We start from the raw sequence: 24,995 nt of genomic DNA on the forward strand, positions 1-24,995 counted from the left end.
CCTCTCTCACGTCGGCGCTCATCCCTACTGCGCCGTCCAGTTGCTCGCGGAGGATGTCGGCATGCCCCGCGTGTCGGTTCGTCTCGGCCAGCACGTGGACGAGGCTCTGGTGCGGCGTCACCTCTGCGCCTCCCCACCAGAGCACCCGGCCGGGCGCGTCGAGGTCGAGGTCGTCGATCTCCGCTCACGGATCCACGCGCTGGCCAGAGCCTCGCTCACGTACGGGTCCATGCCGTGCTCCTTACGTCGGCCTTCAACACCAGCAAAAAAGTTATGCCGGTTGCGCTCGGAAGTCAACCAGCTTTCGGGCTATGCTGGTGTCGAGATCCGCAGCGCCAGGAACGACTCGAGGGGTGATCACGATCGCGACCACCAGTCCGGGCAAGGGCACAGGAACGCCCGCGCACGCGGACCTGCTGTGCGCCTTCGCCAACACCCTCGACGTGGACCTGCCCGACCCGGACACGCTCACCGACGCGGCCGTGCTCACCGACTGGCTCCGCGCCCGCGACCTGCTCGGACCCGACGAGCGGGCGGACGGGGACGACCTCGACCTCGCGCGCACCCTCCGCTCCGGGCTGCGTGCCGCCATGCTGCGTCACCACGAGGGCGACCACACCTCGACGGTGACCGACCTCGACGCGACCGCCACCTGCCTGCCGCTCCGGATCGTCTTCGACGGCACCCGTCCCCGGCTCGCCCCGACCGTCGGCGGCGCCAGGGGCGGCCTGGCCCGGCTTCTCGTGGCGGTGGCCGACGCGGAGTCCGACGACGCGTGGGTACGCCTGAAGCTCTGCGTCGCCGAGGACTGCCAGTGGGCGTTCTACGACACCTCGAAGAACCGTTCGCGGCACTGGTGCTCGATGGGCGTCTGCGGAAACCGGCAGAAGACCCGCACCTATCGCGCCCGCCAGCGAGCCAAGCAGTGAGCCAGACCGGGAACCAGGCAGTGAGCAGCGCAGCGGGCGAGCCGCTGCCGGGCCGCCGCCCGATCCGGTGCCGCCATCGGCTGACAGGACGGTCCGCATGAGCGACCACCCCGCCGACGTCAGCTTCCGGATCGCCTGGGCCGCCGACGCGCGCGACGTCGCCCGGGTCCAGGTCCGCGCCTGGCGGGGGGCGTACGCGAAGGTCTTCCCCGACGAGGTCCTCGAGGCACTCGCCGAACACGCCATCGCCGAACAGTGGGAGCGTTCGCTGGCCAGCCCGCCCGACGCCCGCCACCGGCTCCTCGTCTGCCGAGCGCGGTGCTGATCTCGGGGCAGGGCGCCGGTCACGGCGCGCTGGGCCCATCGGCCTGTGCCACGGACGCTGTCCGCAATTTCCTGGGGGACGGCAGGTGCCCGCGGCGGGCACCGCCTGCCCACCGGCGCCCGTAAGAGGACGTCCTCGGTGTGTGTCAGTCCAGGTCGGTGCAGACGTTGTGTTCGGTGCCGGCGTCCACCCGGATCTCCCGGTAGCCGCCATCGGGGGCGAAGTACACCTCGTGATACCCGTCCAACGCCCAGATCCCCTTTGGGAACCGGTCCGTCGCGCGGAAGCCGACCGCGGCGGCCCCGACCAAGCGCTGCACCATCGAGCCGTCGGTGCCGTACTCGATGAAGCCCGTGCCGTTGAGGTCATGCTCGACGCTCGCGCCGGTGTCGAGGTTCGTGTACCGGAACCGCAGGTCACCGGTGATCACCTGGTGCCGCGGGCTGCCGTCGGAGAAGGTCGCCAGCGTGGCGATCTGCTCCTCGTCCTTCACCGGCTCACCGGCGACCGGGAAGGCACAGCGCTGCCCGGCGGCCACCTGGAACGGCTGCGAGCGGTACGGCTCCCAGGTGAGGCCGCCCGGCAGCGTCGTACCCGGTCCAGGCGCGGGTTGCGCCGACGCCGAGGTGGCCGGGACCGCGACAGACGCCGCGACCGCGAGCCCGGCGGCGACGGCACCGATGGTGGAACGGCTGGTTCGCATACTCATTTCCTAACCGGTAGATGACAGATCTTCGGTTAGCTCCAACCAACCGTCTCCGGCGACCCGTGTCAAGGCAGAATTGAGCCATGCACTGGATCGAGGTCGAGGGGACGCCACTGCCGAAGCGCTACGGCGGACACCCCGCGCTGGACTTCTGCAATACCTGGGCCGGCTGGAACACCCCCCGCCGCAACCTGGGCGGACAGCCGGACCTCACGCGCGAATGGCTGCCGACATACGACCGGCTCGCGCTCTGGTCCGGGTACGTCCAACTGCTCACCCCCGAGACGACCCGACGGATCCGACGCCACGCCCACCACGACCGCGACCAGGCCGACAAGATCCTCCACCGCGCCCACCGGCTACGCGACCACCTGTACCGGCTACTGCTCAACCCCGACGACCGGCACGCGTTCGACACCTTCGCCACAGTGGCGCAGTCGGCGCTCCAGGCGACCAGGCTCGAGATCGACCCCGACGGGGCGCCCCGCCGGGTGCTGCCGGACACCGTCGGCTTGGCCCTCCCGCTGTTCGCCGTCGCCCGATCAGCCGAGAGCCTGCTCACCAGCGCCGACGCACACCACCGGGTCCGCGCCTGCCCGGGCGACGAGTGCGGCTGGCTCTTCCTCGACCTCCGCGGCCGCCGACGCTGGTGTGACATGGCCACCTGCGGCAACCGCGCCAAGGTCCGCGCACACGCCGCACGGTCGAAACCTGCCGCAACGCCCTGACTGTCGACGGTCGGGTCGACCCGCCTGCCCCTCGGAGGGACGGGGTCGAGCAGGCATTGGCACTGTTCCTCGCCCATCCTGATCTCGAGGCCGATACCGATGAGCGGGCCACCGGTTAGGTCCTGCTGCCACAAGAACGCCCCGACGTCGACCGGGTGGTGGCCTGCTTTCCAGGCAATGGGGAAGATCAGGTTGGCGCGTGCCCTTCCAGCGGGCCCGGCCCGGGCGACCGCCTCGGCCGGGCCAGCCGCGGCGGCGCGCTCAGGCTGGTCCGGGCCTTGCCGGGCCCGCCGGTCGTGGTGGGCATTCAGCTGCCGCAGCAGCCGCCGGCCTGACCGCCAGCGGGGGCGGCGTCGAGGGTGACCAGATTCAGCGGCGCGGCCAGCAGGCCGCCCGAGATGCCGGTGGCCAGACCCCGCCCCGCCGACTCGGCGGCCGGCGCGGGCCCGCAGCAACTGTCGCCGCCAGCGGAGTCGGCGGGGTTGCTGTTGCACACGCCGGTCTCGGGCAGGTCGAGCTGCACGTCGCGGGCGGCGTCCCAGTCGCCGGCGAGGGCGGCGACGACGGAGCGGACCTGCTCGTAGCCGGTCGCCATGAGGAACGTCGGCGCCCGGCCGTAGCTCTTCATGCCGACCGCGTAGTAGCCGGCCTCCGGGTGGGACAGTTCGTCCACCCCGTGCGGGGGCACCGTGCCGCAGGAGTGCTCGTTCGGGTCGATCAGCGGCGCGAGGGCGCGGGTGGCGCCCAGCACCGGGTCCAGGTCCAGGCGCAGCTCGGTGGCAATGGAGTGGTCGGGCCGGAAGCCGGTGGCCGCCACGATCCGGTCCACCGTGACGGACTCCTCGCCACCGTGGGCATCCCGGACGACCACCGCGACCCGGCCGCCGGCGGGCGTGAGGGCGTGCACGGAGAAGCCGGTGAGCAGCCGGATCCGGCCGGCGTCGACGTGCGCGCGCAGCCGGGATCCGAGGGCCCCGCGGGCCGGGAGGGCGTCGGCGTCGCCGCCGCCGTAGGTGCGCGCCGGCGAGACGGTCCGGATCGCCCAGGTCACCTCGGTGCCAGACTGGTCGGCGGCCAGTTCCGCGAGGGACAGCAGGGTGTTGGCGGCGGAGTGGCCGGCGCCGACGACGAGGGTGTGCCGGCCGGCGAACCGGGTTCGGTCGGCGCCGAGCACGTCGGGCAGCGCGTGCTCCAGGAACGCGGCGGCGTCCGTTTCGCCGTGGGCGGGCAGTCCGGAGGCGCCGAGTACGTTCGGGGTGCCCCAGGTGCCGGAGGCGTCGATCACGGCCCGGGCCAGCACCTCGTCACCGTCGGCGAGGCGGACCAGGTACGGGGTGGTCTCGCGGCCGGCGGTGCGCAGCCGGTCGAGGCCGAGGCGGCTGATCGCCTCGACGCGAGCGCCGTAGCGTACGTGCGGCTTGAGGCCCGGCAGCTCCGCGAGGGGCTGGAGGTAGTCGTCGACCAGTTCCCCGCCGGTGGGTAGCGCCTCCAGGTCAGGGGCGACCCAACCGGCGTCGTCCAGGAGCCGGCGGGCGGCGGGGTCCATGTTGTACCGCCACGGGGAGAACACGGGCACGTGCCTCCACTGCCGGACCGCCGCACCGGCGGTGTCGCCGGCTTCGAGGACGGTGAAGGGCAGGCCGCGCTCGTGGAGGCGCGCCGCGGCGGCCAGCCCGACCGGGCCGGCGCCGATCACGACGACGGGCAGGTCGTTCAGGGTGTTCATCAGACAACTCCTCTGCGTTGAGAACTATCGAATCAAGTAGGTGGACGGCGGCCCGACCGGTGGGGACCGGGTGGTCAGGTGATGACGGGGCTGCGCCGTTCGAGCAGGACGACGTCGCGCCACCGGCTGTGGTGGCGGCCGACACGCTCGCGGACGCCGATGACCCGGAACCCGGCCCGCTGGTGCAGGGCGAGGCTGGCGGTGTTCTCGGGGAAGACACCGGACTGGATGGTCCAGATCCCGGCCGATTCGGTGGAGGCGATCAGAGCGTCCAGGAGCAGGCGGGCGATGCCTCGGCCCTGGGCGGTCGGGTCGACATAGACGGAATGTTCCACCACGCCGGCGTAGACCGCGCGCGTCGAGGCCGGCGAGACGGCGACCCAGCCGAAGACGGTGTCGTCGCCGTCGACGGCCACGAGGCGATGGTCGGGGAGCCTGCCCGCGTCGAATGCGGCCCAGGTGGGTGCCACCGTTTCGAAGCTGGCGTTGCCCCCGTCGAGGCCGGCCTGGTAGATCGCCAGCACCCGGTCGGCGTCGTCGGTGCGCATGGGGCGGATGGCGGTGTCGGCCATCAGCAGACTCCGTTCGGACTGGGGGCGGGGCGGCCCATGACGACGTCGGCGGCGGACGGGAAGCACCCGACGCACACCTCGTTGATCCGGTAGTGCCGGGCCGTGCCGACCGCCTCCACCAGTACGAACCGCACCTCGGTGAGGATCTTCAGGTGCTGCGACACGGTGGACTGCGCGAGCCCGATCGCCGCGACGATCTCCCCCACGCTCAGCGGCCGGCTGCGGCGGGCCAGGTACTCCACGATCTGCACCCGAGTCGGGTCCGCGAGGGCCCGGAACCACGACGCATAGGTCTGCGCCGTCGCCCGATCCAGCAGCTCGTCCACCACCATCACCTTAATCGTTTATCGCCGATAGACGATGAAATCTAACAACCCTCGCCAACTTCGGACAACTATCTTGACGTCCGTCGAAACAGAGAGTTGCACGCTGATTAGATAGATGTCAACCTAGAGCCATGTCGAAGCAATCGGCTCCCCTCGCCATCATCGATCTGGCCGCTGACGCGCCGTGCTGTCCGCCCCTTGCGGAGCGGCGCGTACCGGCGGAGACCGCCGCGGTGCTCGCGCCGGCGTTCAAGGCCCTCGGCGATCCGGTGCGGTTGCAGCTGATGTCGATGATCGCCTCCGCCGAGGGTGGTGAGGCGTGCGTCTGCGACCTCACTCCTGCCTTCGACCTCACCGGCCCGACGATCTCGCACCACCTGAAGACGCTGCGCGAGGCCGGCCTGGTCGACGCCGAGCGGCGCGGCACCTGGGTCTACTACCGGGCCCGGCCGGCCATCCTGCGCCAGCTCGCCGCCCTGCTCACCGTCGAGCCGGCAGCCGCTGCGTGAGCCGCGGAGCTGGCGCCAGGCGGCTCGGGAAGTCACTGCAATGGGAGACAACAGACTGATGACCATCGCACTCTGGCGGCGCCTGCTGGCCGAGTTCACCGGCACCGTCCTGCTGGTCACCGCCGTGGTCGGCTCCGGCATCATGGCCACCACCCTCTCCCCGGACGACGTCGGCCTCCAGCTGCTGGAGAACTCGATCGCCACCGCGTTCGCCCTCGGCGCGCTGATCCTGATCTTCGGACCCGTCTCCGGCGCGCACTTCAACCCGGTCGTCTCCGCCGCCGACTGGCTCCTCGGCCGCCGCGCCGGCACCGGCCTCACCGCCCGGGACCTCGGCGGCTACGTCGTGGCCCAGGTCGCGGGCGCGATCGCCGGATCGATCGTGGCGAACCTGATGTTCGACCTGGCCGCCGTCGACTTCTCCGGCAAGGACCGGTCGGCTGCGCACCTGTGGCTCGGCGAGGTAGTCGCCACCACCGGGCTGATCCTGCTGATCTTCGCCCTCGCCCGGTCCGGCCGCGCCCCGGTCGCCCCCGCCGCGGTCGGCGCCTACATCGGCGCGGCGTACTGGTTCACCTCGTCGACCTCGTTCGCCAACCCCGCGGTGACGGTCGGCCGGGCGTTCACCGACACGTTCGCCGGCATCGCGCCCGCCTCGCTGCCCGGCTTCGTCATCGCGCAGCTCGTTGGCCTCGCCGTAGGGATCGGACTTCTTGCGGCGCTCTACCCCGACGCTGGGCAGGCCGCCGACCAGGTGGTCGTGCCCACCGACGGCCGCGACCCGGCGCTGGACCACGGCGCATGACCAGCGACCCGGAGGACGTCGGAGCGGACAGGTCGGAGCGCGACCTGCTCAACCCGCTGCGTCCCGCTGGCCGCTACCGGCTGCTCGACCGGAACAGCGACCCCCGCTGGTCGCTGCCCGCAGACCACTCCGAGGCGCCGGTGAACCGGCCCTGCGACCCGTACTGCGAGAAAGGCTCCTGATGTCCGACAAGCCCAGCGTCCTGTTCGTCTGCGTGCACAACGCCGGCCGCTCCCAGATGGCCGCCGGCTGGCTGCGCCACCTCGCCGGCGACGCCGTCGAGGTCCGCTCCGCCGGCTCCGCCCCCGCGGAGACGGTCAACCCGGCCGCCGTCGAGGCCATGCGGGAGGTCGGCATCGACATCACCGACCAGACGCCCAAGCTGCTGGAGTACGAGACGGCGGAGTCCTCTGACGTCATCGTGACCATGGGCTGTGGTGACGCCTGCCCGGTCTTCCCGGGTAAGCGCTACGAGGACTGGAAGCTTGAGGACCCGGCCGGCAAGGGCGTCGAGTCCGTGCGGCCGATCCGCGACGAGATCCGTACCCGGGTAGAGAAGCTCCTCGCCGAGCTGCGCCCCGCCGCCTGACCCACGCTGTCATCGCTGCCCGCTGCCCGCTGGCGAGGTTCCCTACGCCTCGTCGGCGGCGCGCCCCACGGGCTGCTGCTGGCTCGGGGGCGCGGTCCAGCTGGCGAGCAGGTTCAACCCGTCTTCAGACGCCGGTCGTACGGATTCCGGGCGGCCTCCGCGCGCAGCCTCGCCACGATGTCGTCCGCCGCGCGCTTCCAATGGACGTAGAAGTCCTTCGCGCGGGGGTTGAGGAACACGAACCGGGCGTTGTTCGCCGGCCGCACGAATCGGCGAACAACGCCCAGTGCCCGGGCGCCGACGAGTCCTAGAGTCGGGCCAGGATCTTGTTCATGGTGGCGATCTCGGCCTGCTGCGCGGTGATGATCCGCTGTGCGAGGGCCTTGGCGTCGGTGTTCGCGCCCCGGGTGACCTCGTCCTCGGCCATGGTAATGGCGCCCTGATGGTGGGCGATCATCATGGTCAGGAAGTGCTTGTCGAAGTCCTTGCCCGAGGCGGCCTCGAGCTTGTCCATGTCGGCGGCGGACACCATGCCGGGCATCCCGTGGTCCATCTCCGGCATGCCGCTGCCACCGGTCATTCCTGGCATGCCGCCGCTCGCGCTGGCCATCGGGGCGGGCTTGCCCCAGGCCGTCAGCCAGCCGCTCATGGTGGCGATCTCCGGCGCCTGCGCGGCCTTGATCTGTCCGGCGAGCTGCCTGACCTCCGGGTCGGCGGCCCGGGTGTCGGCCAGCTCGGCCATCTGCACCGCCTGCTGGTGGTGCGGGATCATCATCTGCGCGAACATCACGTCCGCGCCGTTGCCGGCCGCCGCGCTGCCGCCGGTGGTGGCGGTGGACGGCGAGCTCGACATGCCGTGGCCCATGCCCGAGGTTGAGCCGTGGTCGTCCGAGCCGCAGGCCGCCAGGGAGAGGGCGGCGGCGACGCCCACGCCGGCCAGAGCCGTACGGCGCAGGAAGGTACGAGTAGTCACGAGGAAAGCCTTTCGATTCGGTGGGTAGACGTGCGCACGCGAACGGACGCGGGAGCGGCGCGTCAACGCGCCGACGGTCCCGCGTCGGTTTCGCTCCTAGATGCGCAGCACCGACACCGTGGCCAATCGCAGCCCGACCATCCCCACGGGCGGCCCGCGAGAGCTCGTCGTACGTCCCGCACGACGCCGGCCGGGTTGCCCGGAAGCCCTACCGGCTGACAGCAGGACACCGAGCACGACCGCCACGGCGAACGACCCGACCACGGCGAGGCAGACCGCCCAGCCGGGAACGTGTCCGTGGTCCCGGTCGGCGGGTGCCGCGAGCAGGCGGCCGCACCCGTCACCGGAGCACTCGTCGTTCGCCACGGCGGCGGGCGACATCGCCGACTCCGCGTGCATCGCGTGGGCGGCGGTCGCCGCCACCCGCATGGCGGCGTCGTGGCCCAGACTGTGCATGGCCGCCAGCCCCACCAGGGTGCACGCCAGCAGCGCGAACCGGACCACACGTCCGGTCGTCACCGCCGCCGCAGCTCGCACGACGACCACGCTAGTGTGCCGCCGGGTCCCCCCGAACCTGGTACGCCGCATCGTCATTCCTGCGGGCGCAGCCGCACCCGGCGCAGCAGCTGGGCGTTGAGCGCCACCACGATGGTGGACGCCGACATCAGCACCGCCGCGACCGCCGGGCTGAGCGCCACCCCGGCCCAGGCCAGCACACCGGCGGCCAGCGGCAGGGCGACCACGTTGTAGCCGGCGGCCCAGGCCAGGTTCTGGACCATCTTGCGGTACGAGGCCCGGGACAGCCGGATCACCCCGCTCACACCCCGCGGGTCGGACGAGGCGAGCACCACCCCGGCGGACTCGATCGCCACGTCGGTGCCGGCGCCGATGGCGATGCCCACGTCGGCCCGGGCCAGCGCGGGCGCGTCGTTGACGCCGTCGCCGACCATCGCCACCCGGAGTCCGCGTCGCTGCAGGTCGGCCACCGCCTCGTCCTTGTCGGCGGGCAGCACCTCGGCGAACACCTCGTCCTCGCCGGAACGGAACCCGAGGTCGGCCGCCACCGCCTCGGCCACCGGTCGCGCGTCTCCGGTGATCATGGCGATCTTCCGGACGCCCTGCTCCCGCAGCTCGGCGATGGCCTGCCGGGCCTCGGGGCGTACCTGGTCCTCGAGGGCGAGGGCGCCGAGCACGCGGGCGGTGTCACCGTCGAGTCGCAGCAGGTGCAGCACGGCGGCGCCGCGCCGGGACCAGTCGGCCTGCCGCTGCGCGAGGTCGGCGGGGATGTCGGCGTGCAGCTCGCGGAGCAGGGTGGGACCGCCGACGGCGTACCCGCTGCCGTCGACCTCGGCGCGGACGCCGCGCCCGGTCAGCGACCGGAACCCGGTGGCCCGCCGGCGCGCGCCGCGCTCTTCGCCGGCCGCCACGATGGCCCTCGCCAGGGGGTGCTCGCTGTCGGCCTCCACGGCGGCGGCGAGCGCCAGCACCTCGTCCTCGTCGGTGCCGGCGGTGGCGGCGACCGCGGTGAGGACGTGCTCGCCGCGGGTCAGCGTGCCGGTCTTGTCGAACAGCACGGCGTCGACGGTACGCATCCGCTCCAGCGCCAGCCGGTCCTTGACCAGGATCCCGCCCTTGGCCGCGACGGCCGTGGACAGCGCGATCACCAGCGGGATGGCCAGGCCGAGGGCGTGCGGGCAGGCGATCACCAGGACGGTGACGGTCCGCACCACGGCCTCACCCAGATTCCCGACCAGGGCCCAGGTCACCAGCGTCACCACGGCGGTCGCCGTGGCGATGTAGAACAGCCAGGCAGCGAACCGGTCGGCGAGCACCTGCGCGCGGCCGCTGGACTGCTGGGCCTGCGCGACGAGGCGCTGGATGCCGGCCAGGGCGGTGTCCTCGCCGACGGCCTCGACCCGGACCCGGATCGCCGCGTCGGTGGCCACCGTGCCGGCCACCACCCGGTCCCCCTCGGCACGGGAGACGGGACGGGACTCACCGGTGACCATGGACTCGTCCAGCTCGGCGCCGCCCTCGATGATCCGGCCGTCGGCCGGCACCCGCGCACCGGGCCGGACCAGCACCACGTCGTCGACCCGCAGGTCGGTGACGGACACCCGCTCGACCTCGCCGCCCGCCGTCACCCGCTCGGCGTCGTCGGGCAGCAGCGCCGCGAGGGCGGAGAGCGCGCCCTGCGCCTGACCGATGGCCTTCATCTCCTGCCAGTGCCCCAGCAGCATGATGGTGACCAGGGCGGCGAGCTCCCACCAGAAGTCCAGGTCGAACGCGCCGAGCGCGGTGGCCAGCGAGGCGACGTACGCCACGGTGATCGCCATCGCGATCAGCAGCATCATGCCGGGCGCCCGATCGCGCACCTCCCGGACCGCGCCGACCAGGAACGGCCAACCGCCGTAGCAGAACACCACCGTGCCCAGCACCGGGCCGATCCAGGACATGCCCGGGAAGTCCAGCCGGTAGCCGAACCAGTCCATCACCATGTGACTGGTCGCCACGATCGGCACGGTCAGAACCAGGCTGAGCCAGAACTTGCGGCGGAACATCTCGGGGTCGTGCCCGGCGTGCTTGTCGTGTCCACCGTGCCCGCCCGGGCCGTGGTCAGGCCGGCCGCCATGCCGCTCCGCACCCGCTCCAGCCGCCGCACCCCGTGGCGAGTGGCCGTCGTGGTGGCGCTCATAGTGGGACATCTCATCGCCTCCTCGCGATCACCATATACCCCCAGGGGGTACTTTGCCTGAGATCTGGACCACCTCCAGGTCCTCGTCCTCGAAGGACGGCAGGGCTCTCCTGGCCGACCGAAATGGAGCGGGTGGCGACCGGAATCCGAGCCGCCTTCTCAGCTACGAAGGAGGTCGTAGGCCCGCGCGAAGTCGTCGGCCCACACCGAATCGTGGTCACGCTCGAACGCTCGGTGCAGCCGGTCGCGGACCGTCTCGCGGCGCAGCCAGTCGCCAAGGGCGCTCGGCTTCCGGGCCGCGAAGTCGAATCCGCTCACCGTCTCGGCCAGGTGACGGTCTGCCGGCGAGCCGAGTGTGACATCCCAGAGATCGAGGAACCGGTCGACGCTCTCCCCGGTGCTACCGGCCGCGTCGAGGAAGGTCGCCGCGTCGAGGAAAGACCCGACCCGCGACGGGTGATCCGCCAGCAACGACCGCCACACCGCATCGAGATATCCGTCGACGGCCTCCTGCTCGGCCGCCGGCCAGGTGCGCCACTCCCCACGGGGGAGCTTTGCCAGAACCATGCCGGGGTCGAGTTCCACGGACACCACCAAGCGCTCAAGAAGCACAGGTAGCAGGCTCTTCACGTCGTCGAGGCCGCCCACCGTGTTGCCGAGGCTGATGGTCAACGAGAAGAGGTCGTGCTCGTCGACCAGCACCGAGCCCCGGCAATGCGGGCAGCCGTCAAGCACCGTCCGGCGCGGGTACCGGGCGAACGCATCTCGAACGCGCGCCATCGCCGCGGCCAGCTCGTCACCCACCAGCCGATCTTCGCATCCGCAAGGTTCGCCTCGGCCATCCGTGACCGGGTGGAGCGGCTGGCGTCGTTACGGTTCGCCCGGTTCGGCGGCGGGTAGGCCACCGGAATGGCGAGGACCGCACTCAGGCTGCCAGGGAGGCCGAGATGACGCCCGCGACGCGCGCGATCATGTTGCCGTCGGGCCGCACGATGCCGGTACTCGGACAGGGAACCTGGTAACTGGGGAAAGCCCCGCGAAGCGGCGCGACGAGATCGTCGCCCTGCGTACCGGGCTCGACCTCGGCATGACGATGAGCGACACCGCAGGGCGTGACAGCGAGCGGTCAGGGTCGGTAGCGGTAGCCCATGCCCGGTTCGGTGATGAGGTGCCGGGGGCGGGCGGGGTCGTCCTCGAGCTTGCGCCGGAGCTGGGCCATGTACTGGCGCAGGTAGTTGGTCTCGTTCTGGTATTCCGGACCCCACACGTCGTGCAGCAGCTGGCGCTGACTGACCAGCTTGCCGGGGTGGCGCAGGAGCTTGTCGAGCATGGCCCACTGGATGGGCGTCAGCTTCACCTCGACCCCGTCGTCGCGGGTGACGGTCCGGTCGGCGAGGTCGACGGTGTGCCGGCCCACGCGCAGGGCCGGCACGGCGGCGGTGACGGTGAGGCGGCGGGTGACCGCGCGGATGCGGGCGAGGAGTTCGTCGATGCCGAACGGTTTGGTGACGTAGTCGTCAGCGCCGGCGTCCAGGGCGGCGACCTTGTCCTCGCTGCCGGCCCGGCCGGAGAGCACGATGATCGGCACGGTGGTCCAGCCGCGCAGGCCACGGATCACCTCGACGCCGTCGATGTCGGGCAGGCCGAGATCGAGCACCACCAGGTCCGGCGGGTGGGAGGCGGCGGCCTTGAGCGCGGCCGTGCCGTTCTCGGCGACCTCGACGTCGTAACCACGGGCGCGCAGGTTGATCCGCAGGGCACGCAGGATCTGCGGTTCGTCGTCGACGACGAGGATGCGGGTCACAGCTCCGGCCTCTCCCCGGCTGCGGGCAGTCGCAGCACCATGGTCAGTCCCCCACCGGGGGTGGTCTCCGGGGTGATGCTGCCACCCATCGCCTCGGCGAGACCGCGGGACAGGGCGAGGCCGAGACCGACCCCGGTCTGGTTGTCCCGGTCGCCGAGCCGCTGGAACGGCAGGAACACGTGCTCCCACTGGTCCTCGGGGATGCCGGGGCCGGTGTCGATGACTCGCAGCTCGACCTGCCCGGCGTGGGCGCTGGCGGTGACGGTGGGCGGACGCCCGGGCGGGCTGTAGCGCAGCGCGTTGGCCACGATGTTCACCAGGACGCGCTCCAGCAGGCCCGGGTCCGCGGTGGCGGCGGGGAGGTCGGCGGGGATGTCGGTGGTGACGTCGGCCGCCGCCGGGCCGAGTTCGTCCAGGGCCCGGGGTACGGCGTCCTCCAGGCCGATCGTCGTGGCGGTGACGCCGAGCGCGCCGGCCTGCAGCCGGCTCATGTCCAGCAGGTTCGCCACCAGGCGGCCGAGCCGGTCGAGGGACTCGTCGGCGGTGGCCAGCAGTTCCTCCCGGTCGTCGGCGTCGAATTCGATGTCCGGGCTGCGCAGGCTGCTCACCGCCGCCTTCGCCGAGGCGAGCGGCGTACGCAGGTCGTGGCTGACGGCGGCGAGCAGCGCAGTACGCATCCGGTCAGCCTCGGCGAGCGGCCGAGCGGTGGCGGCTTCCTCGGCGAGACGTTCCTGCTTCAGGGCGACGGCGGCCTGGGCGGCGAACGCCTCGACGATGCGCCGGTCGGCGGCCTCCAGCCGCCGGCCGCTGAGCACGACGGTGAGCCGGTCGTCGACCGGTACCGCGGTCTCGCCCGCGCTGGGGCTGCCCGCGGGGCTGTCACCGACGCTGGCCACCACCCGCCAGGCGCCCTCGTCGCGGGCGCGGTCGGGCCGTCCCTCGGCGCCGGCGGCCAGCTCCAGGACGCTGACCGCGCGCAGCCCGAAGGTCTCCCGCAGCCGGTCCAGCAGCGCCGGCAGCGGCCGCTCCCCGCGCAGGACACCGCCGGCGACGGTGGCCAGGGTCTGCGCGTCGGCGGACGCCCGCGCGGCCTCCCGGGTCCGCCGCGCGGCCACGTCCACCACCCAGCTGACGGCGACGGCGACGCCGACGAAGACGCCGAGGGCGAGCAGGTTCTCCGCCTCGGCGATGGTCAGCGTGTAGAAGGGCGGGGTGAAGAACCAGTTCAGCAGCAGGGAGCCGCCGAGCGCGGTGACCAGCGCCGGCCACAGCCCGCCGACCAGCGCGACGCCGACAACCCCGGCGAGGAAGAGCAGGATGTCGTTGGTGAGGCTCAGGTCCGGCAGCGCCCGCAGCAGCAGGGTGAGCAGCGGCATGCCGATCCCGGCGAGCGCGAAGCCGAGCAGCCGGCGGCGCCGGGACAGCGCCGCCGGGACCCCGGCCGTCCGCCGGCCGCGGCCCGCCTCGGGATGGGTGACCAGGTGTACGTCGATCGGCCCGGACAGCGCGGTGGTGGTCACGCCGACGCCCCGGGAGAAGAGCTGCGCGAACCGGCCGCGGCGGCTGGCGCCGAGGACGAGCTGGGTGGCGTTGACGCCGCGGGCGAAGTCCAGCAGCGCTGCCGGGATATCGGTGCCGAGCACCTGGTGGTACGTCCCGCCGAGGCTCTCCGCCAGCACCCGCTGCCGGGCGAGCTGGGCGGGGTCGGCGCCGGCCAGGCCGTCGCTGCGGGCGACGTGCACGGCGAGCAGGTCGGCGCCCTTGCTGCGGGCGGCGATCCGGGCGGCGCGGCGGACCAGGGTGTCGCCCTCCGGCCCGCCGGTGAGCGCGACGACGACCCGTTCGCGGGCCTCCCAGATGGCGGAGATACCGTGCTGGGCGCGGTACCGGTCGAGTTGCTCGTCGACCTTGTCGGCGAGCCAGAGCAGCGCCAGTTCGCGCAGGGCGGTGAGGTTGCCGACCCGGAAGTAGTTGCCGAGCGCGGCATCTATCTTGTCCGGCCGGTAGATGTTGCCGTGCGCCATCCGCCGCCGCAGCGCCTCCGGGGTCATGTCGACCAGCTCGACCTGCCCGGCCGCGCGGACGATCTGGTCAGGCAGGGTCTCCCGTTGGGTGGTGCCGGTGATCTGCGCGACGACGTCGTTGAGCGAATCCAGGTGCTGGACGTTGACCGTGGACAGCACGTTGATCCCGGCATCCAGGAGCTCCTGGATGTCCTGCCAGCGCTTCTCGTTACGGGAGCCGGGCACGTTGGTGTGTGCCAGCTCGTCGACCACGGCGACCTCGGGCCGGCGGGCCAGCACCGCGTCGAGATCCATCTCGGTGAACTCGGCGCCCCGGTAGTTGATCGTCCGGCGGGGCACCTGCTCCAGGTCGCCGATCATGGCGGCGGTGTGCGGCCGGCCGTGGGTCTCCACCAGGCCGATGACGACATCCGTGCCGCGTTCAGCGCGCCGCTGGGCCTCCTCCAGCATGGCGTAGGTCTTGCCGACGCCGGGGGCGGCCCCCAGGTAGACGCGGAGTTCTCCTCGTGACACGCAGAACATCCTCTCTGGTCCGGGGCCGCTGGTGAACCCGCCTCGGTCAGCACCGGGTCGGCGGGATGACCGGCGGGGTCGCCGGGCACGAAGGCGGTTCGGGCGGGGCCGGCCCCGGGGCCGGCCCCGCCTGAGGTCGTGCGTCAGCGGGCGGCGAACTGCTCGTCGAGGGCGAGGTTGAGCTCCAGGACGTTGACTCCCGGTTCGCCCATGAAGCCCAGCGCCCGGCCGGTCGTGTGCTGGTCGACCAGCCGGCGGATCGCCGCCGGATCCGCGCCGCGCTGGCGCGCGACCCGGTTCACCTGGATCTGCGCGTATGCCGGGCTGATGTGCGGGTCGAGGCCGCTGCCGCTGGCGGTGACCGCGTCGGCGGGGACGGCGGGCTCGGCCGGAGCGTCGCCCCGGACCGGGGTGATCAGCCCACCGGCGGCGACGTAGTCCTCGCCCGGCTGCGCCAGCTCCACCGGTACGCCCTGCCAGGAGGTCACGAACGGCGTGGCCGGGGCGGCCTGGTTCACGCTCACCACCCGGGTCACCCGGCCGGTCAGCCCGTCGGCGCGGAACACCGCGAGCACGGCCCCGACCCCGTCGGCGGTGCAGTACGGCCGACGCCCGTCGACGCCGTCGAGTTCCCCGACGGCCCTGCTGCGGGCGCAGACCTGGCTGAGCAGGCTCTGCGTGGACTCCTCCGGGTCGGTGGCGATGGTGTCGACCACGCTCTCCGGGCCGAGGTTGCTGGCCGCGGTGGAGGTGGGGTCGTAGCCGTCGCCGGCGGCCGAGGGGCGGGACTGGAAGTAGCGCGGGACCGGGTTGCCGTCCACGTCGGTGAAGGACTGGCCGAGCAGCGCGCTGCCGACCGTCCGCCCGTTCGCCGTCAGCAGCGAGCCGTCGGCCCTGTCGTTCAGGCCGGGCAGGTGGCCGGCGGCCACCAGGGCGAGCGGGTAGGCCAGGCCGAGCAGCACGGTGAAGACCAGCAGCGCGCGCAGCGCGGCGAGGTGTTGGGAGAGCCAGCTGGGAAGGCGCATTGTCAGATCCCCGGGATGAACTGGATGAGCAGGTCGATGAGCTTGATGCCGATGAACGGCACGATGATGCCGCCGAGGCCGTAGAGCCAGAGGTTGCGGCTGAGCAGCTTCGACGCGCTGGCCGGCCGGTACCGCACGCCGCGCAGGGCGAGCGGGATCAGCGCGATGATCACCAGAGCGTTGAAGATGACCGCGGCGAGGATCGCCGATTCCGGGCTGGCCAGCCGCATGATGTTGAGCGCGTCCAGGCTCGGGTAGAGGCCGGCGAACATGGCCGGGATGATCGCGAAGTATTTCGCGATGTCGTTGGCGATGCTGAACGTGGTCAGCGCGCCGCGGGTGATCAGCAACTGCTTGCCGATCTCCACGATCTCGATCAGCTTGGTCGGGTCGGAGTCGAGGTCGACCATGTTGCCGGCCTCCTTCGCGGCCGACGTGCCGGTGTTCATGGCAACGCCGACGTCGGCCTGGGCCAGGGCGGGAGCGTCGTTGGTGCCGTCCCCGGTCATCGCCACCAGCCGGCCGCCCTCCTGCTCCTTGCGGATCAGGGCGAGCTTGTCCTCCGGGGTGGCCTCGGCGAGGAAGTCGTCGACCCCCGCCTCGTCGGCGATCGCCTTCGCGGTACGCGGGTTGTCGCCGGTGATCATCACGGTGCGGATGCCCATCCGGCGCATCTCGTCGAACCGTTCCCGCATGCCGGCCTTCACCACGTCCTTGAGGTGGATCACCCCGAGGGCACGGGCCGGCTGACCGTCGACGTGTTCCGCCACCACCAGCGGCGTCCCGCCGACGCCGCTGATCTCGTCGACGATCTGCCCGACCTGCTCGGTGGGGTGGCCGCCGTTCTCGCGTACCCACTTCATCACGGCGGCCGCGGCGCCCTTGCGGACCCGCCGCGCCGGTCCAGTGACGCCCTCGTCGGCGCTCAGGTCGACGCCGCTCATCCGGGTCTGCGCGGTGAACGGGACGAAGGTGGCGTGCGGGATCAGGCCGGGAACGCGTTCGCGCAGCCCGAACTCGTTCTTCGCGAGCACCACGACCGAGCGGCCCTCGGGGGTCTCGTCGGCCAGGCTGGACAGCTGCGCGGCGTCGGCGACCTCGGCCGCGGTCAGCCCCTCCACCGGGACGAACTCGGCGGCCTGCCGGTTGCCCAGGGTGATCGTGCCGGTCTTGTCCAGCAGCAGCGTGTTGACGTCACCGGCGGCCTCGACCGCCCGGCCGCTCATGGCCAGCACGTTGCGCTGCACCAGCCGGTCCATGCCGGCGATGCCGATCGCCGACAGCAGCGCCCCGATGGTGGTGGGGATCAGGCAGACCAGCAGCGACACCAGCACCACGCCGGAGACGCCGGCGTCGGTGATCGCCCCGGTGTCTGGCGCGGCGGCCTGGTAGCCCTTCGAGAAGATCGCCAGCGGCTGGAGCGTCACCACGGCCAGCAGGAAGATGATCGTGAGCGCGGCGAGCAGGATGTTCAGCGCGATCTCGTTCGGGGTCTTCTGCCGGTTCGCGCCCTCGACCAGCGCGATCATCCGGTCGATGAAGCTCTCCCCCGGCTTCTGGGTGATCTGGACGATGATCCGGTCGGAGAGCACCTTGGTGCCGCCGGTGACCGCGCTGCGGTCGCCGCCGGACTCCCGGATCACCGGGGCGGACTCGCCGGTGATGGCCGACTCGTCCACGCTGGCGATGCCCTCGACCACGTCACCGTCGCCCGGGATGATGTTCCCGGCCTCGACCAGCACGAAGTCGCCCTGCTTCAGCTCCGGTGCGGGGACGGCCTCGTCGCGGTAGGCGTTCGCCGCGGCGCCCGGCGTCCAGCCGATCAGGCGGGTGGCGATGGTGTCCTTCTTCGCCTGCCGCAGGGTGGCGGCCTGCGCCTTGCCCCGGCCCTCGGCGACCGCCTCGGCCAGGTTGGCGAAGAGCACGGTCAGCCAGAGCCAGATCGCGATCGCCCAGGCGAACACCGACGGGTCGGTCACCGCGAGGACGGTGGTGAAGGCGGCGCCGATCTCGACGATCAGCATCACCGGGTTGCGCCACAGCGAGCGCGGGTCGAGCTTGCGCAGCGCGTCCGGCAGGGAGTGGAACAGCTGCTTCGGGTCGAGCAGCCCGCCGCCGACGCGGTTGCCGTGGGTGGCGGGGGTTCCGGCGGTCGGCGCGTCGCCGCCGCCAGTTGTCACGGGCGTGACGGTCATGTCGTTCTTCCTCATGGTGGTCACAGCCCCTCAGCGAGGGGGCCGAGCGCGAGGGCGGGCAGGAAGGTCAGCGCGACGAGGATCACCGTGACGCCGACGACCATGCCGACGAAGAGCGGTCGGTGGGTCGGCAGGGTGCCCTCGGAGGCCGGGGTGGGTCGCTGCCGCGCGAGGGAACCGGCCAGGGCGAGCACGAAGATGATCGGCAGGAACCGGCCGAGCAGCATGCACAGCCCCAGCGCGGTGTCCCACCACGTCGTGTTCACGGTGATGCCGCCGAACGCGGAGCCGTTGTTGTTGCTCGCCGAGGTGAACGCGTAGAGCACCTCGGACAGGCCGTGCGGGCCGACGTTCAACGCCGTCGAGTTGTTACCCGTGGCGAAGGCGGCCGCCGTCCCGATCAGCACCAGGGCCGGAGTGGTCAGGAAGTACAGCGAGGCGAACTTGATCTCGCGGGAGCCGATCTTCTTGCCCAGGTACTCCGGGGTGCGGCCGACCATCAGACCCGCCACGAATACGGTGATCACCGCGAGGATGAGCAGGCCGTAGAGGCCCGAACCGGTGCCGCCGGGGGCCACCTCGCCGAGCATCATGTTGACCATGGTCATCATGCCGCCGAGCGAGGTGAACGAGTCGTGGAACGAGTTCACCGCACCGGTCGAGGTCAGGGTGGTCGCCGCCGCGAAGGTCGCCGAGTTCGACACGTCGAACCGGACCTCCTTGCCCTCCAGGGCCGCACCGACCGCCTGCGGCACCGTGCCGTTGCCGGCCAGCTCGAAGACGTTGGTCAGGGCGATGCTGGCCAGCGCGAGGATGGCCATCACCGCCGCGATGGCGTACCCCTGGCGGTTCTGGCCGACCATCCGGCCGAACACCCGGGGCAGGCTCAACGGGATCAGCAGGATCAGGAAGATCTGCAGCCAGTTCGTCCAGTCGGTCGGGTTCTCGAACGGGTGGGCGCTGTTGACGTTGTAGAAGCCGCCGCCGTTCGTCCCGAGTTCCTTGATCACCTCCTGGCTGGCCACCGGGCCGCCGGTGACGGTCTGGCTGCCACCGGTCAGGGTGGTCACGTCGGTGCCGCCGGAGAGGTTCTGCACCGCGCCGCCGATCATCAGGGCGAGCGCGCCGAGCACCGCGATCGGCAGCAGGATCCGCAGCGTGATCCGGGTCAGGTCGACCCAGAAGTTGCCCAGCTCGCCGGTGCGGCTGCGGGCGAAGCCCCGGACCAGGGCCACCGCGACCGCGATGCCGACGGCGGCGGAGACGAAGTTCTGCACCGCCAGCCCGGCCATCTGCACCAGGTGGCCCATCGTCGACTCACCCGAGTACGACTGCCAGTTCGTGTTGGTCACGAAGGACACCGCGGTGTTCCAGGCGCCGTGCGGCACCACCGGGTCGAAGCCGAGCGACAGCCAGAGGTGGTTCTGCAGGCGCTGGAACGCGTACAGGAACAGGATCGAGACCGCGGAGAAGGCCAGCACGCTGCGGGCGTACACGCCCCAGGACTGCTCGGCGGCCGGGTTGACCCCGACCAGGCGGTAGATGCCCCGCTCGACCCGGGACTGCCGGGCGCCGGAGACCACCCGGTACATGTGGTCGCCGAAGGGTTTGTAGACCGCGACGAGCGCCGCGATCAGGGACAGGATGAAGATGACACCGGCTGTTGTCATGGTCATCAGAAGCGCTCCGGGAAGAGCAGGGCCACGACCATGAACACACCCAGGCCGATCGCCAGCACCAGGCCGACGGCGTTGACGGCGCTCACAGCTTCTCCACACCCCTCACCACGAGGGCGAGAGCCAGGAACAGCCCCACCGTCACCAGTACGAACAACACGTCAGGCACAGCTGACTCCTCTTACCGGACTCGTTCGTCACGACCGCCTTCCGGCCGCGCCGGGCAATCACAACGCCGCCGTCGGTGAATGGACAGGGTCCATAACGGGACCATGACGGCGATCCGCCATTTCTTGACGCGGTTTTCACGGAGGTCGGCTGACAGGTGATGGCGGTCACCGCACACGGGTCGTCATCGACCGGGTTACGATGCGACCGCGAGGCGCAGATGGGGACGAGTACCGCCGTACGCAGCCACGAGCGACCCGGGGACGGTGGAAGCCCGGGGGTGTTGCGCGACGGGAAGATCACCCCGGAGCCGTCGGAGGAAAGGCCCCGGCCGAGTAGAACCGACCGCACCCGAAACGAGAGGGCCGTCCGCGGCCAAGGAGGGTGGTACCGCGGGGCCGCCGGCCTCGTCCCTCCGCCGGAGCTTCCGCACATGCGTCCGACGGAGGAGCGATGTACCGCACCGTACCGACCCAGGTCGACCTGCCCGGGCTCGAACACGAGGTCCTGCACTTCTGGCACGCGAACAGCATCTTCGCGCGCAGCCTGGACCAGTCCCGGGGCCGGCCGGAGTGGGTGTTCTACGAGGGGCCGCCCACCGCCAACGGCATGCCCGGCGCGCACCACATCGAGGCGCGGGTCTTCAAGGACGTCTTCCCGCGCTACAAGACGATGAAGGGCTTCCACGTCGCCCGGAAGGCGGGCTGGGACTGCCACGGTCTGCCGGTCGAGCTCGCCGTCGAGAAGGAACTCGGCTTCGCCGGCAAGCAGGACATCGAGACGTTCGGCATCGCGGAGTTCAACGCGCGCTGCCGCGAGTCGGTGACCCGGCACACCGACGCGTTCGCCCGGCTCACCGAGCGGATGGGCTACTGGGTCGACATGGACGACGCCTACCGGACCATGGACCCGGAGTACATCGAGTCCGTCTGGTGGTCGTTGAAGCAGATCTTCGACAAGGGCCTCCTCGTCGAGGACTTCCGGGTCGCCCCGTGGTGCCCCCGGGACGAGACGGGCCTGTCCGACCACGAGCTCGCCCAGGGGTACGAGACGGTCGTCGACCCGTCGGTGTACGTCCGCTTCCCGCTCACCTCCGGCCCGCTGGCCGGACGGGCGTCGCTGCTGGTCTGGACCACCACGCCGTGGACCCTGCCGTCGAACGTCGCGGTGGCGGTGCACCCCGACGTGAACTACGTGGTGGCCACCGACGGCGCCGAGCAGTTGGTCGTCGCCGAGCCGCTGCTGGCCCAGGCGCTCGGGGACGGCTGGGACCTGACCGGGGAGTCGTTCACCGGCAAGGAGCTCGAACGGTGGAGCTACCGGGCCCCGTTCGACCTGCTGGAGGTCGCCGACGCGCACATCGTGATCCTGGCGTCGTTCGTCACCACGGACAGCGGCACCGGCCTGGTCCACCAGGCGCCGGCCTTCGGCGCGGACGACCTGGCCAGCTGCCGGGCGTACGGCCTGCCGATGGTGAACCCGGTACGGCCCGACGGCCGGTTCTCCCCGGAGCTTCCCCTCGTCGGCGGCCTCTTCTTCAAGGAGGCGGACCGCCCGCTCGTCGACGACCTGGCCGCCCGTGGGCTGCTCTTCCGCAACGTCCCGTACGAGCACAGCTACCCGCACTGCTGGCGCTGCCACACCGCCCTGATCTACTACGCCCAGCCCTCCTGGTACGTGCGGACCACCGCCGTCCGTGACGCCCTCCTGCGCGAGAACGAGCGCACCACCTGGCACCCCGCCACCGTGAAGTACGGCCGGTACGGCGACTGGCTCACCAACAACGTCGACTGGGCGCTGTCCCGGCGGCGTTACTGGGGCACCCCGCTGCCGATCTGGCGGTGCGCGGACGACCACCTGACCTGCGTCGGCTCGCTGGCCGAGCTGAGCGAGCTGACCGGCTCGGACGTCACCGGGCTCGACCCGCACCGGCCGTTCATCGACGAGGTGACGTTCCCCTGCCGCTGCGGGGAGACGGCCCGTCGGGTGCCCGAGGTGATCGACGCCTGGTACGACTCGGGCTCGATGCCCTTCGCGCAGTTCGGTTACCCGTACCGCAACGCCGAACTGTTCGCCGAGCGCTACCCGGCGCAGTTCATCTCGGAGGCGATCGACCAGACGCGCGGGTGGTTCTACACCCTGATGGCGGTCGGCACGCTGGTGTTCGACCGCTCGGCGTACGAGAACGTGGTCTGCCTGGGTCACATCCTGGCCGAGGACGGCCGGAAGATGTCCAAGCACCTCGGCAACATCCTGGAGCCGATCCCGCTGATGGACCAGCACGGCGCGGACGCGGTGCGCTGGTTCATGGCCGCCGTCGGCTCGCCCTGGTCGGCGCGCCGGGTCGGGCACACCGCGCTCCAGGAGGTGGTCCGCAAGATCCTGCTGACCTACTGGAACACGGTCGCCTTCCAGACCCTGTACGGCCGCACCGCCGGCTGGTCCCCCTCGGCCGCCGACCCGACGCCCGAGGATCGGCCGGTCCTCGACCGGTGGCTGCTCTCCGAGCTGAACACGCTGGTGCGGCAGGTCGACGCCGCGATGGCCGCCTTCGACACGCACCAGGCGGGCCGGCTGCTGGCCACGTTCATCGACGACCTGTCGAACTGGTACGTCCGGCGCAGCCGGCGGCGCTTCTGGCGGGGCGACCCGGCGGCGCTGGCCACCCTGCACGAGACCCTCTCCACCGTCACCCTGCTGCTGGCGCCGGTCACGCCGTTCATCACCGAGCGGGTCTGGCAGGACCTGGTCGTGCCGGTGTCCCCGGACGCGCCGCAGTCGGTGCACCTGGCCGGCTATCCGGTCGCCGACGAGTCCCTGATCGACCCGGCGCTGTCCCGGCAGATGGCGCTCGCCCGTCGGCTGGTCGAGCTGGGCCGGGCGGCCCGGGCCGAGTCCGGGATGAAGGTCCGGCAGCCGCTGTCCCGGGCGCTCGCCTCGGCCAACGGCTTCGAGGAACTCACCGCCGACCTGCTGGCGGAGATCGCGGCCGAGCTGAACGTCGGGGCGGTCTCCGCCGTGGGCGGGGCCGGCGGGTCCCTGGTGGACACCACGGCGAAGGCCAACTTCCGTACCCTCGGCAAGCGGTTCGGGAAGGCGGTGCAGCAGGTGGCCGCGGCGATCGCCGCGGCCGACGCCGCCGCCCTGAAGGAATCCCTGCGGGAATCCGGGACGGCGACCGTGGTGGTGGGCGACGAGCCGGTCACGCTGGGCCCGGACGAGGTGGTGGTCGTGGAGACGCCCCGGGAGGGCTGGGCGGTCACCAGTGACGCCGGCGCCACCGTGGCGCTGGACCTGCACCTCACGCCCGAGCTGCGCCGGGCCGGGGTGGCCCGGGACGCGATCCGGCAGATCCAGGAGGCGCGCAAGGCCAGCGGTCTCGAGGTGACCGACCGGATCGTGCTGCGGTACCGGGCGGGTCGGGAGGAGACCGCGCTGGCCCTCGCCGAGCATCGCGACCTGGTGGCGGAGGAGGTGCTGGCGGCCGACTGCGCCGACGGGAAGCCGTCGTGGGCCGACCCCGAGCCGTTCACCGACGAGTCGCTCGGCCTGACGTTCTGGCTCCGCAGGGCCTGACGCTCCGGCGCCTGGGGGCGGCCGCCTTCTGGCAGCTCAACGACGACCTGCTCGGCACGGTCTGGTCCCGACGCCGCCGGGTCGCCGACCTCCGGCGGTTCGACCGTCCGGTACGCGTCGTCTTCGGCGCCCGGGACCGCTACCTGAACCCGACCGTCGCCCGCCGGTTCGCGACCGCCTTCCCCTCCGCCGACCTGCTCCTGCTGCCCGACGCCGGGCACTACGTCCAGGTGGACGAGCCGGAGCGGACCGCCGCGCTGATCCTCGACGCCGGCAGGGTCCGGCCGCGGGGACCGCCAGGTCCGGGAGCTGACCGGGATCCGGTCCCGGCTCAACGCGGTTATCGTCTCGGCCCGCGAGCACGTCGCCCGGTCCACCGTCGACAGCGGCCACACCCGGGAGCCGCCATCACCACCCTGGACGCGGTGGAGGCCGCCGGGAACGTCCCGACGGCCTCCATCCTCAGCTCCGAGGCTGGTGTCTCCGATTCAGCCCAGCAGCGACAGGATCCGGTTGAGCAGGGCAACGACGCCGTCCAGCGCGCCGCCACCACCGGTGTTGTCGAGCAGGCCGGCAACGGCGCAGAGCAGGTTGCCGAGCAGGTTGCCCGGGGCCTGCTGCGCGGTGATGTCCAGCACCACCTTGTCGAGGTGCACCTGGAGGCCGAGCAGGTCCAGGTCGAGCGGCCCGAGCTCCAGGTTGAGGATGTCGCAGCTGGCGACGGCCTGCGCCGGCACGCTGGCCTGCACAGGCACGGTGACCTGCCGCGTCACGGCGCCGAGCGAGGTGCCCACCGAGTTGGTCAGCGTGCCGGTCAGCGTGCCGACGGCGGCCAGCTGACCGTTCTGGTTGACGAAACGGGTGGGCGTGAACGTACCTGCGAAGGTGCCGGTCCCGCCGAGGGCGTCGGTGAAGCTGCCCGTGACGGGAGTGCTCACCGTGGACGCTGCCGGCGCGACGGCCGGGGCCTGCTGGGTCACCGGCGCGGCCTGGGCAACTCCGGTGCTACCGAGGATGAGTCCTGCCCCCGCAGCGAGCGCTGCGGCGGTAACACCAAGGCGTGCTACGCGCATGAGCTGTTTCCTTCCTCTTGGTTGGCCTTGCGCTTATGTCCTACCCCGATCCGATCGA

The 24,995-nt window shown here is 71.9% G+C and carries 25 protein-coding genes and 1 pseudogene; 9 read left to right on the forward strand and 17 right to left on the reverse strand.

Annotated elements, in window-relative coordinates; translation table 11 throughout:
• Nucleotides 1-43: 43 nt before the first annotated feature.
• Nucleotides 44-178 (reverse strand): annotated as a pseudogene (locus tag ACLQ2U_RS00080) (DUF664 domain-containing protein); the annotation flags it as partial.
• Between the two features lie 175 nt (nucleotides 179-353).
• Between ACLQ2U_RS00080 and ACLQ2U_RS00085 the strand changes: the two are divergent.
• The 3 genes from ACLQ2U_RS00085 (at nucleotide 354) to ACLQ2U_RS00095 (ending at nucleotide 1,379) form a co-directional block, all read left to right on the forward strand.
• Nucleotides 354-929 (forward strand): CGNR zinc finger domain-containing protein, encoded by a 576-nt coding sequence (locus tag ACLQ2U_RS00085; protein ID WP_425748365.1) that lies wholly within the window; start codon nucleotides 354-356, stop codon nucleotides 927-929.
• Between the two features lie 97 nt (nucleotides 930-1,026).
• Complete coding sequence (locus tag ACLQ2U_RS00090) at nucleotides 1,027-1,254, forward strand: hypothetical protein (RefSeq protein WP_425748366.1); 228 nt, start codon at nucleotides 1,027-1,029, stop codon at nucleotides 1,252-1,254.
• The gene (locus ACLQ2U_RS00095) at nucleotides 1,248-1,379 is read left to right on the forward strand and encodes an alpha/beta hydrolase (RefSeq protein ID WP_425748367.1); all 132 of its coding nucleotides are present in this window, start codon (nucleotides 1,248-1,250) and stop codon (nucleotides 1,377-1,379) included. The genes ACLQ2U_RS00090 and ACLQ2U_RS00095 overlap by 7 nt, the downstream gene beginning before the upstream one ends.
• A 20-nt stretch (nucleotides 1,380-1,399) precedes the next feature.
• On the opposite strand, the gene ACLQ2U_RS00100 is transcribed toward ACLQ2U_RS00095, so the two are convergent.
• Nucleotides 1,400-1,963, reverse strand: a complete 564-nt coding sequence (locus ACLQ2U_RS00100; protein WP_425748368.1) for a hypothetical protein — start codon at nucleotides 1,961-1,963, stop codon at nucleotides 1,400-1,402.
• An 80-nt stretch (nucleotides 1,964-2,043) separates the two neighbouring features.
• Between ACLQ2U_RS00100 and ACLQ2U_RS00105 the strand changes: the two genes are divergently transcribed.
• The gene (locus ACLQ2U_RS00105; protein ID WP_425748369.1) at nucleotides 2,044-2,688 is read left to right on the forward strand and encodes a CGNR zinc finger domain-containing protein; all 645 of its coding nucleotides are present in this window, start codon (nucleotides 2,044-2,046) and stop codon (nucleotides 2,686-2,688) included.
• 307 nt (nucleotides 2,689-2,995) lie between these two features.
• On the opposite strand, the gene ACLQ2U_RS00110 is transcribed toward ACLQ2U_RS00105, so the two are convergent.
• The 3 genes from ACLQ2U_RS00110 to ACLQ2U_RS00120 form a co-directional block, all read right to left on the reverse strand.
• Nucleotides 2,996-4,414 (reverse strand): FAD-dependent oxidoreductase, encoded by a 1,419-nt coding sequence (locus ACLQ2U_RS00110; protein ID WP_425748370.1) that lies wholly within the window; start codon nucleotides 4,412-4,414, stop codon nucleotides 2,996-2,998.
• A 74-nt stretch (nucleotides 4,415-4,488) separates the two neighbouring features.
• On the reverse strand, nucleotides 4,489-4,986 hold the full coding sequence (locus ACLQ2U_RS00115) for a GNAT family N-acetyltransferase (protein ID WP_425748371.1): 498 nt from the start codon (nucleotides 4,984-4,986) through the stop codon (nucleotides 4,489-4,491).
• The gene (locus tag ACLQ2U_RS00120; RefSeq protein WP_425748372.1) at nucleotides 4,986-5,318 is read right to left on the reverse strand and encodes an ArsR/SmtB family transcription factor; all 333 of its coding nucleotides are present in this window, start codon (nucleotides 5,316-5,318) and stop codon (nucleotides 4,986-4,988) included. The genes ACLQ2U_RS00115 and ACLQ2U_RS00120 overlap by 1 nt, the downstream gene beginning before the upstream one ends.
• 125 nt (nucleotides 5,319-5,443) lie before the next feature.
• Here ACLQ2U_RS00120 and ACLQ2U_RS00125 point away from each other — a divergent pair, with 125 nt between their 5' ends.
• The 4 genes from ACLQ2U_RS00125 to ACLQ2U_RS00140 are packed head-to-tail and all read left to right on the forward strand — an operon-like array spanning nucleotide 5,444 to nucleotide 7,215.
• The gene (locus tag ACLQ2U_RS00125) at nucleotides 5,444-5,821 is read left to right on the forward strand and encodes an ArsR/SmtB family transcription factor (RefSeq protein WP_425748373.1); all 378 of its coding nucleotides are present in this window, start codon (nucleotides 5,444-5,446) and stop codon (nucleotides 5,819-5,821) included.
• A 58-nt stretch (nucleotides 5,822-5,879) separates the two neighbouring features.
• The gene (locus tag ACLQ2U_RS00130; RefSeq protein ID WP_425748374.1) at nucleotides 5,880-6,626 is read left to right on the forward strand and encodes an aquaporin; all 747 of its coding nucleotides are present in this window, start codon (nucleotides 5,880-5,882) and stop codon (nucleotides 6,624-6,626) included.
• The gene (locus tag ACLQ2U_RS00135; protein ID WP_425748375.1) at nucleotides 6,623-6,808 is read left to right on the forward strand and encodes a hypothetical protein; all 186 of its coding nucleotides are present in this window, start codon (nucleotides 6,623-6,625) and stop codon (nucleotides 6,806-6,808) included. Before ACLQ2U_RS00130 ends, ACLQ2U_RS00135 begins: the two co-directional genes overlap by 4 nt.
• On the forward strand, nucleotides 6,808-7,215 hold the full coding sequence (locus tag ACLQ2U_RS00140) for an arsenate reductase ArsC (protein WP_425748376.1): 408 nt from the start codon (nucleotides 6,808-6,810) through the stop codon (nucleotides 7,213-7,215). The genes ACLQ2U_RS00135 and ACLQ2U_RS00140 overlap by 1 nt, the downstream gene beginning before the upstream one ends.
• A 113-nt stretch (nucleotides 7,216-7,328) precedes the next feature.
• Here ACLQ2U_RS00140 and ACLQ2U_RS00145 read toward each other — a convergent pair whose 3' ends face one another.
• From ACLQ2U_RS00145 to kdpF, 11 genes are all read right to left on the reverse strand, one after another.
• Nucleotides 7,329-7,481: a hypothetical protein gene (locus ACLQ2U_RS00145; protein WP_425748377.1), complete on the reverse strand. Its 153-nt coding sequence runs from the start codon at nucleotides 7,479-7,481 to the stop codon at nucleotides 7,329-7,331.
• A gap of 41 nt (nucleotides 7,482-7,522) precedes the next feature.
• A complete protein-coding gene (locus tag ACLQ2U_RS00150; protein WP_425748378.1) occupies nucleotides 7,523-8,188 on the reverse strand; it encodes a DUF305 domain-containing protein in 666 nt (221 codons plus the stop codon).
• A gap of 96 nt (nucleotides 8,189-8,284) precedes the next feature.
• Nucleotides 8,285-8,707, reverse strand: coding sequence for a DUF6153 family protein (locus ACLQ2U_RS00155; RefSeq protein ID WP_425748379.1), 423 nt, complete (start codon nucleotides 8,705-8,707; stop codon nucleotides 8,285-8,287).
• A 71-nt stretch (nucleotides 8,708-8,778) separates the two neighbouring features.
• Nucleotides 8,779-10,893, reverse strand: coding sequence for a heavy metal translocating P-type ATPase (locus ACLQ2U_RS00160; protein ID WP_425748380.1), 2,115 nt, complete (start codon nucleotides 10,891-10,893; stop codon nucleotides 8,779-8,781).
• 149 nt (nucleotides 10,894-11,042) lie between these two features.
• The gene (locus tag ACLQ2U_RS00165; RefSeq protein WP_425748381.1) at nucleotides 11,043-11,687 is read right to left on the reverse strand and encodes a hypothetical protein; all 645 of its coding nucleotides are present in this window, start codon (nucleotides 11,685-11,687) and stop codon (nucleotides 11,043-11,045) included.
• Between the two features lie 322 nt (nucleotides 11,688-12,009).
• The gene (locus ACLQ2U_RS00170) at nucleotides 12,010-12,687 is read right to left on the reverse strand and encodes a response regulator (protein WP_425748382.1); all 678 of its coding nucleotides are present in this window, start codon (nucleotides 12,685-12,687) and stop codon (nucleotides 12,010-12,012) included.
• Entirely contained in the window at nucleotides 12,684-15,224 is a 2,541-nt protein-coding gene (locus ACLQ2U_RS00175) for a DUF4118 domain-containing protein (protein WP_425748383.1), read from the reverse strand. Before ACLQ2U_RS00175 ends, ACLQ2U_RS00170 begins: the two co-directional genes overlap by 4 nt.
• Before the next feature lie 143 nt (nucleotides 15,225-15,367).
• On the reverse strand, nucleotides 15,368-16,249 hold the full coding sequence (locus tag ACLQ2U_RS00180) for a potassium-transporting ATPase subunit C (RefSeq protein WP_425748385.1): 882 nt from the start codon (nucleotides 16,247-16,249) through the stop codon (nucleotides 15,368-15,370).
• Between the two features lie 2 nt (nucleotides 16,250-16,251).
• A complete protein-coding gene (kdpB, locus tag ACLQ2U_RS00185; RefSeq protein WP_425748386.1) occupies nucleotides 16,252-18,444 on the reverse strand; it encodes a potassium-transporting ATPase subunit KdpB in 2,193 nt (730 codons plus the stop codon).
• A gap of 20 nt (nucleotides 18,445-18,464) precedes the next feature.
• Nucleotides 18,465-20,120 (reverse strand): potassium-transporting ATPase subunit KdpA, encoded by a 1,656-nt coding sequence (kdpA, locus tag ACLQ2U_RS00190; protein WP_425748388.1) that lies wholly within the window; start codon nucleotides 20,118-20,120, stop codon nucleotides 18,465-18,467.
• The gene (kdpF, locus tag ACLQ2U_RS00195; protein WP_073839165.1) at nucleotides 20,120-20,209 is read right to left on the reverse strand and encodes a K(+)-transporting ATPase subunit F; all 90 of its coding nucleotides are present in this window, start codon (nucleotides 20,207-20,209) and stop codon (nucleotides 20,120-20,122) included. The genes kdpA and kdpF overlap by 1 nt, the downstream gene beginning before the upstream one ends.
• 532 nt (nucleotides 20,210-20,741) lie before the next feature.
• Between kdpF and ileS the strand changes: the two genes are divergently transcribed.
• Complete coding sequence (gene ileS / locus ACLQ2U_RS00200) at nucleotides 20,742-23,864, forward strand: isoleucine--tRNA ligase (protein ID WP_425748390.1); 3,123 nt, start codon at nucleotides 20,742-20,744, stop codon at nucleotides 23,862-23,864.
• 488 nt (nucleotides 23,865-24,352) lie between these two features.
• Here the strand turns inward: ileS and ACLQ2U_RS00205 are convergent, their stop codons facing one another.
• The gene (locus tag ACLQ2U_RS00205) at nucleotides 24,353-24,802 is read right to left on the reverse strand and encodes a hypothetical protein (protein ID WP_425748391.1); all 450 of its coding nucleotides are present in this window, start codon (nucleotides 24,800-24,802) and stop codon (nucleotides 24,353-24,355) included.
• Nucleotides 24,803-24,995 lie beyond the last annotated feature (193 nt).

The sequence above is a fragment of the Micromonospora sp. DT47 genome, from assembly GCF_049844475.1.
In the GTDB taxonomy this organism is placed as follows: Bacteria; Actinomycetota; Actinomycetes; order Mycobacteriales; family Micromonosporaceae; genus Micromonospora.

Excerpts from the sequence above, each read along its gene's own strand:
- ACLQ2U_RS00180 (WP_425748385.1), bottom strand. The coding sequence starts at position 16,249 with ATGCGCCTTCCCAGCTGGCTCTCCCAACACCTCGCCGCGCTGCGCGCG.
- ACLQ2U_RS00090 (WP_425748366.1), top strand. The coding sequence starts at position 1,027 with ATGAGCGACCACCCCGCCGACGTCAGCTTCCGGATCGCCTGGGCCGCC.
- ACLQ2U_RS00160 (WP_425748380.1), bottom strand. The coding sequence starts at position 10,893 with ATGTCCCACTATGAGCGCCACCACGACGGCCACTCGCCACGGGGTGCG.
- kdpA (WP_425748388.1), bottom strand. The coding sequence starts at position 20,120 with ATGACCATGACAACAGCCGGTGTCATCTTCATCCTGTCCCTGATCGCG.
- ACLQ2U_RS00125 (WP_425748373.1), top strand. The coding sequence starts at position 5,444 with ATGTCGAAGCAATCGGCTCCCCTCGCCATCATCGATCTGGCCGCTGAC.
- ileS (WP_425748390.1), top strand. The coding sequence starts at position 20,742 with ATGTACCGCACCGTACCGACCCAGGTCGACCTGCCCGGGCTCGAACAC.
- ACLQ2U_RS00120 (WP_425748372.1), bottom strand. The coding sequence starts at position 5,318 with ATGGTGGTGGACGAGCTGCTGGATCGGGCGACGGCGCAGACCTATGCG.
- ACLQ2U_RS00135 (WP_425748375.1), top strand. The coding sequence starts at position 6,623 with ATGACCAGCGACCCGGAGGACGTCGGAGCGGACAGGTCGGAGCGCGAC.
- ACLQ2U_RS00115 (WP_425748371.1), bottom strand. The coding sequence starts at position 4,986 with ATGGCCGACACCGCCATCCGCCCCATGCGCACCGACGACGCCGACCGG.
- ACLQ2U_RS00140 (WP_425748376.1), top strand. The coding sequence starts at position 6,808 with ATGTCCGACAAGCCCAGCGTCCTGTTCGTCTGCGTGCACAACGCCGGC.
- kdpB (WP_425748386.1), bottom strand. The coding sequence starts at position 18,444 with ATGACCGTCACGCCCGTGACAACTGGCGGCGGCGACGCGCCGACCGCC.
- ACLQ2U_RS00100 (WP_425748368.1), bottom strand. The coding sequence starts at position 1,963 with ATGAGTATGCGAACCAGCCGTTCCACCATCGGTGCCGTCGCCGCCGGG.
- ACLQ2U_RS00130 (WP_425748374.1), top strand. The coding sequence starts at position 5,880 with ATGACCATCGCACTCTGGCGGCGCCTGCTGGCCGAGTTCACCGGCACC.
- ACLQ2U_RS00110 (WP_425748370.1), bottom strand. The coding sequence starts at position 4,414 with ATGAACACCCTGAACGACCTGCCCGTCGTCGTGATCGGCGCCGGCCCG.
- ACLQ2U_RS00105 (WP_425748369.1), top strand. The coding sequence starts at position 2,044 with ATGCACTGGATCGAGGTCGAGGGGACGCCACTGCCGAAGCGCTACGGC.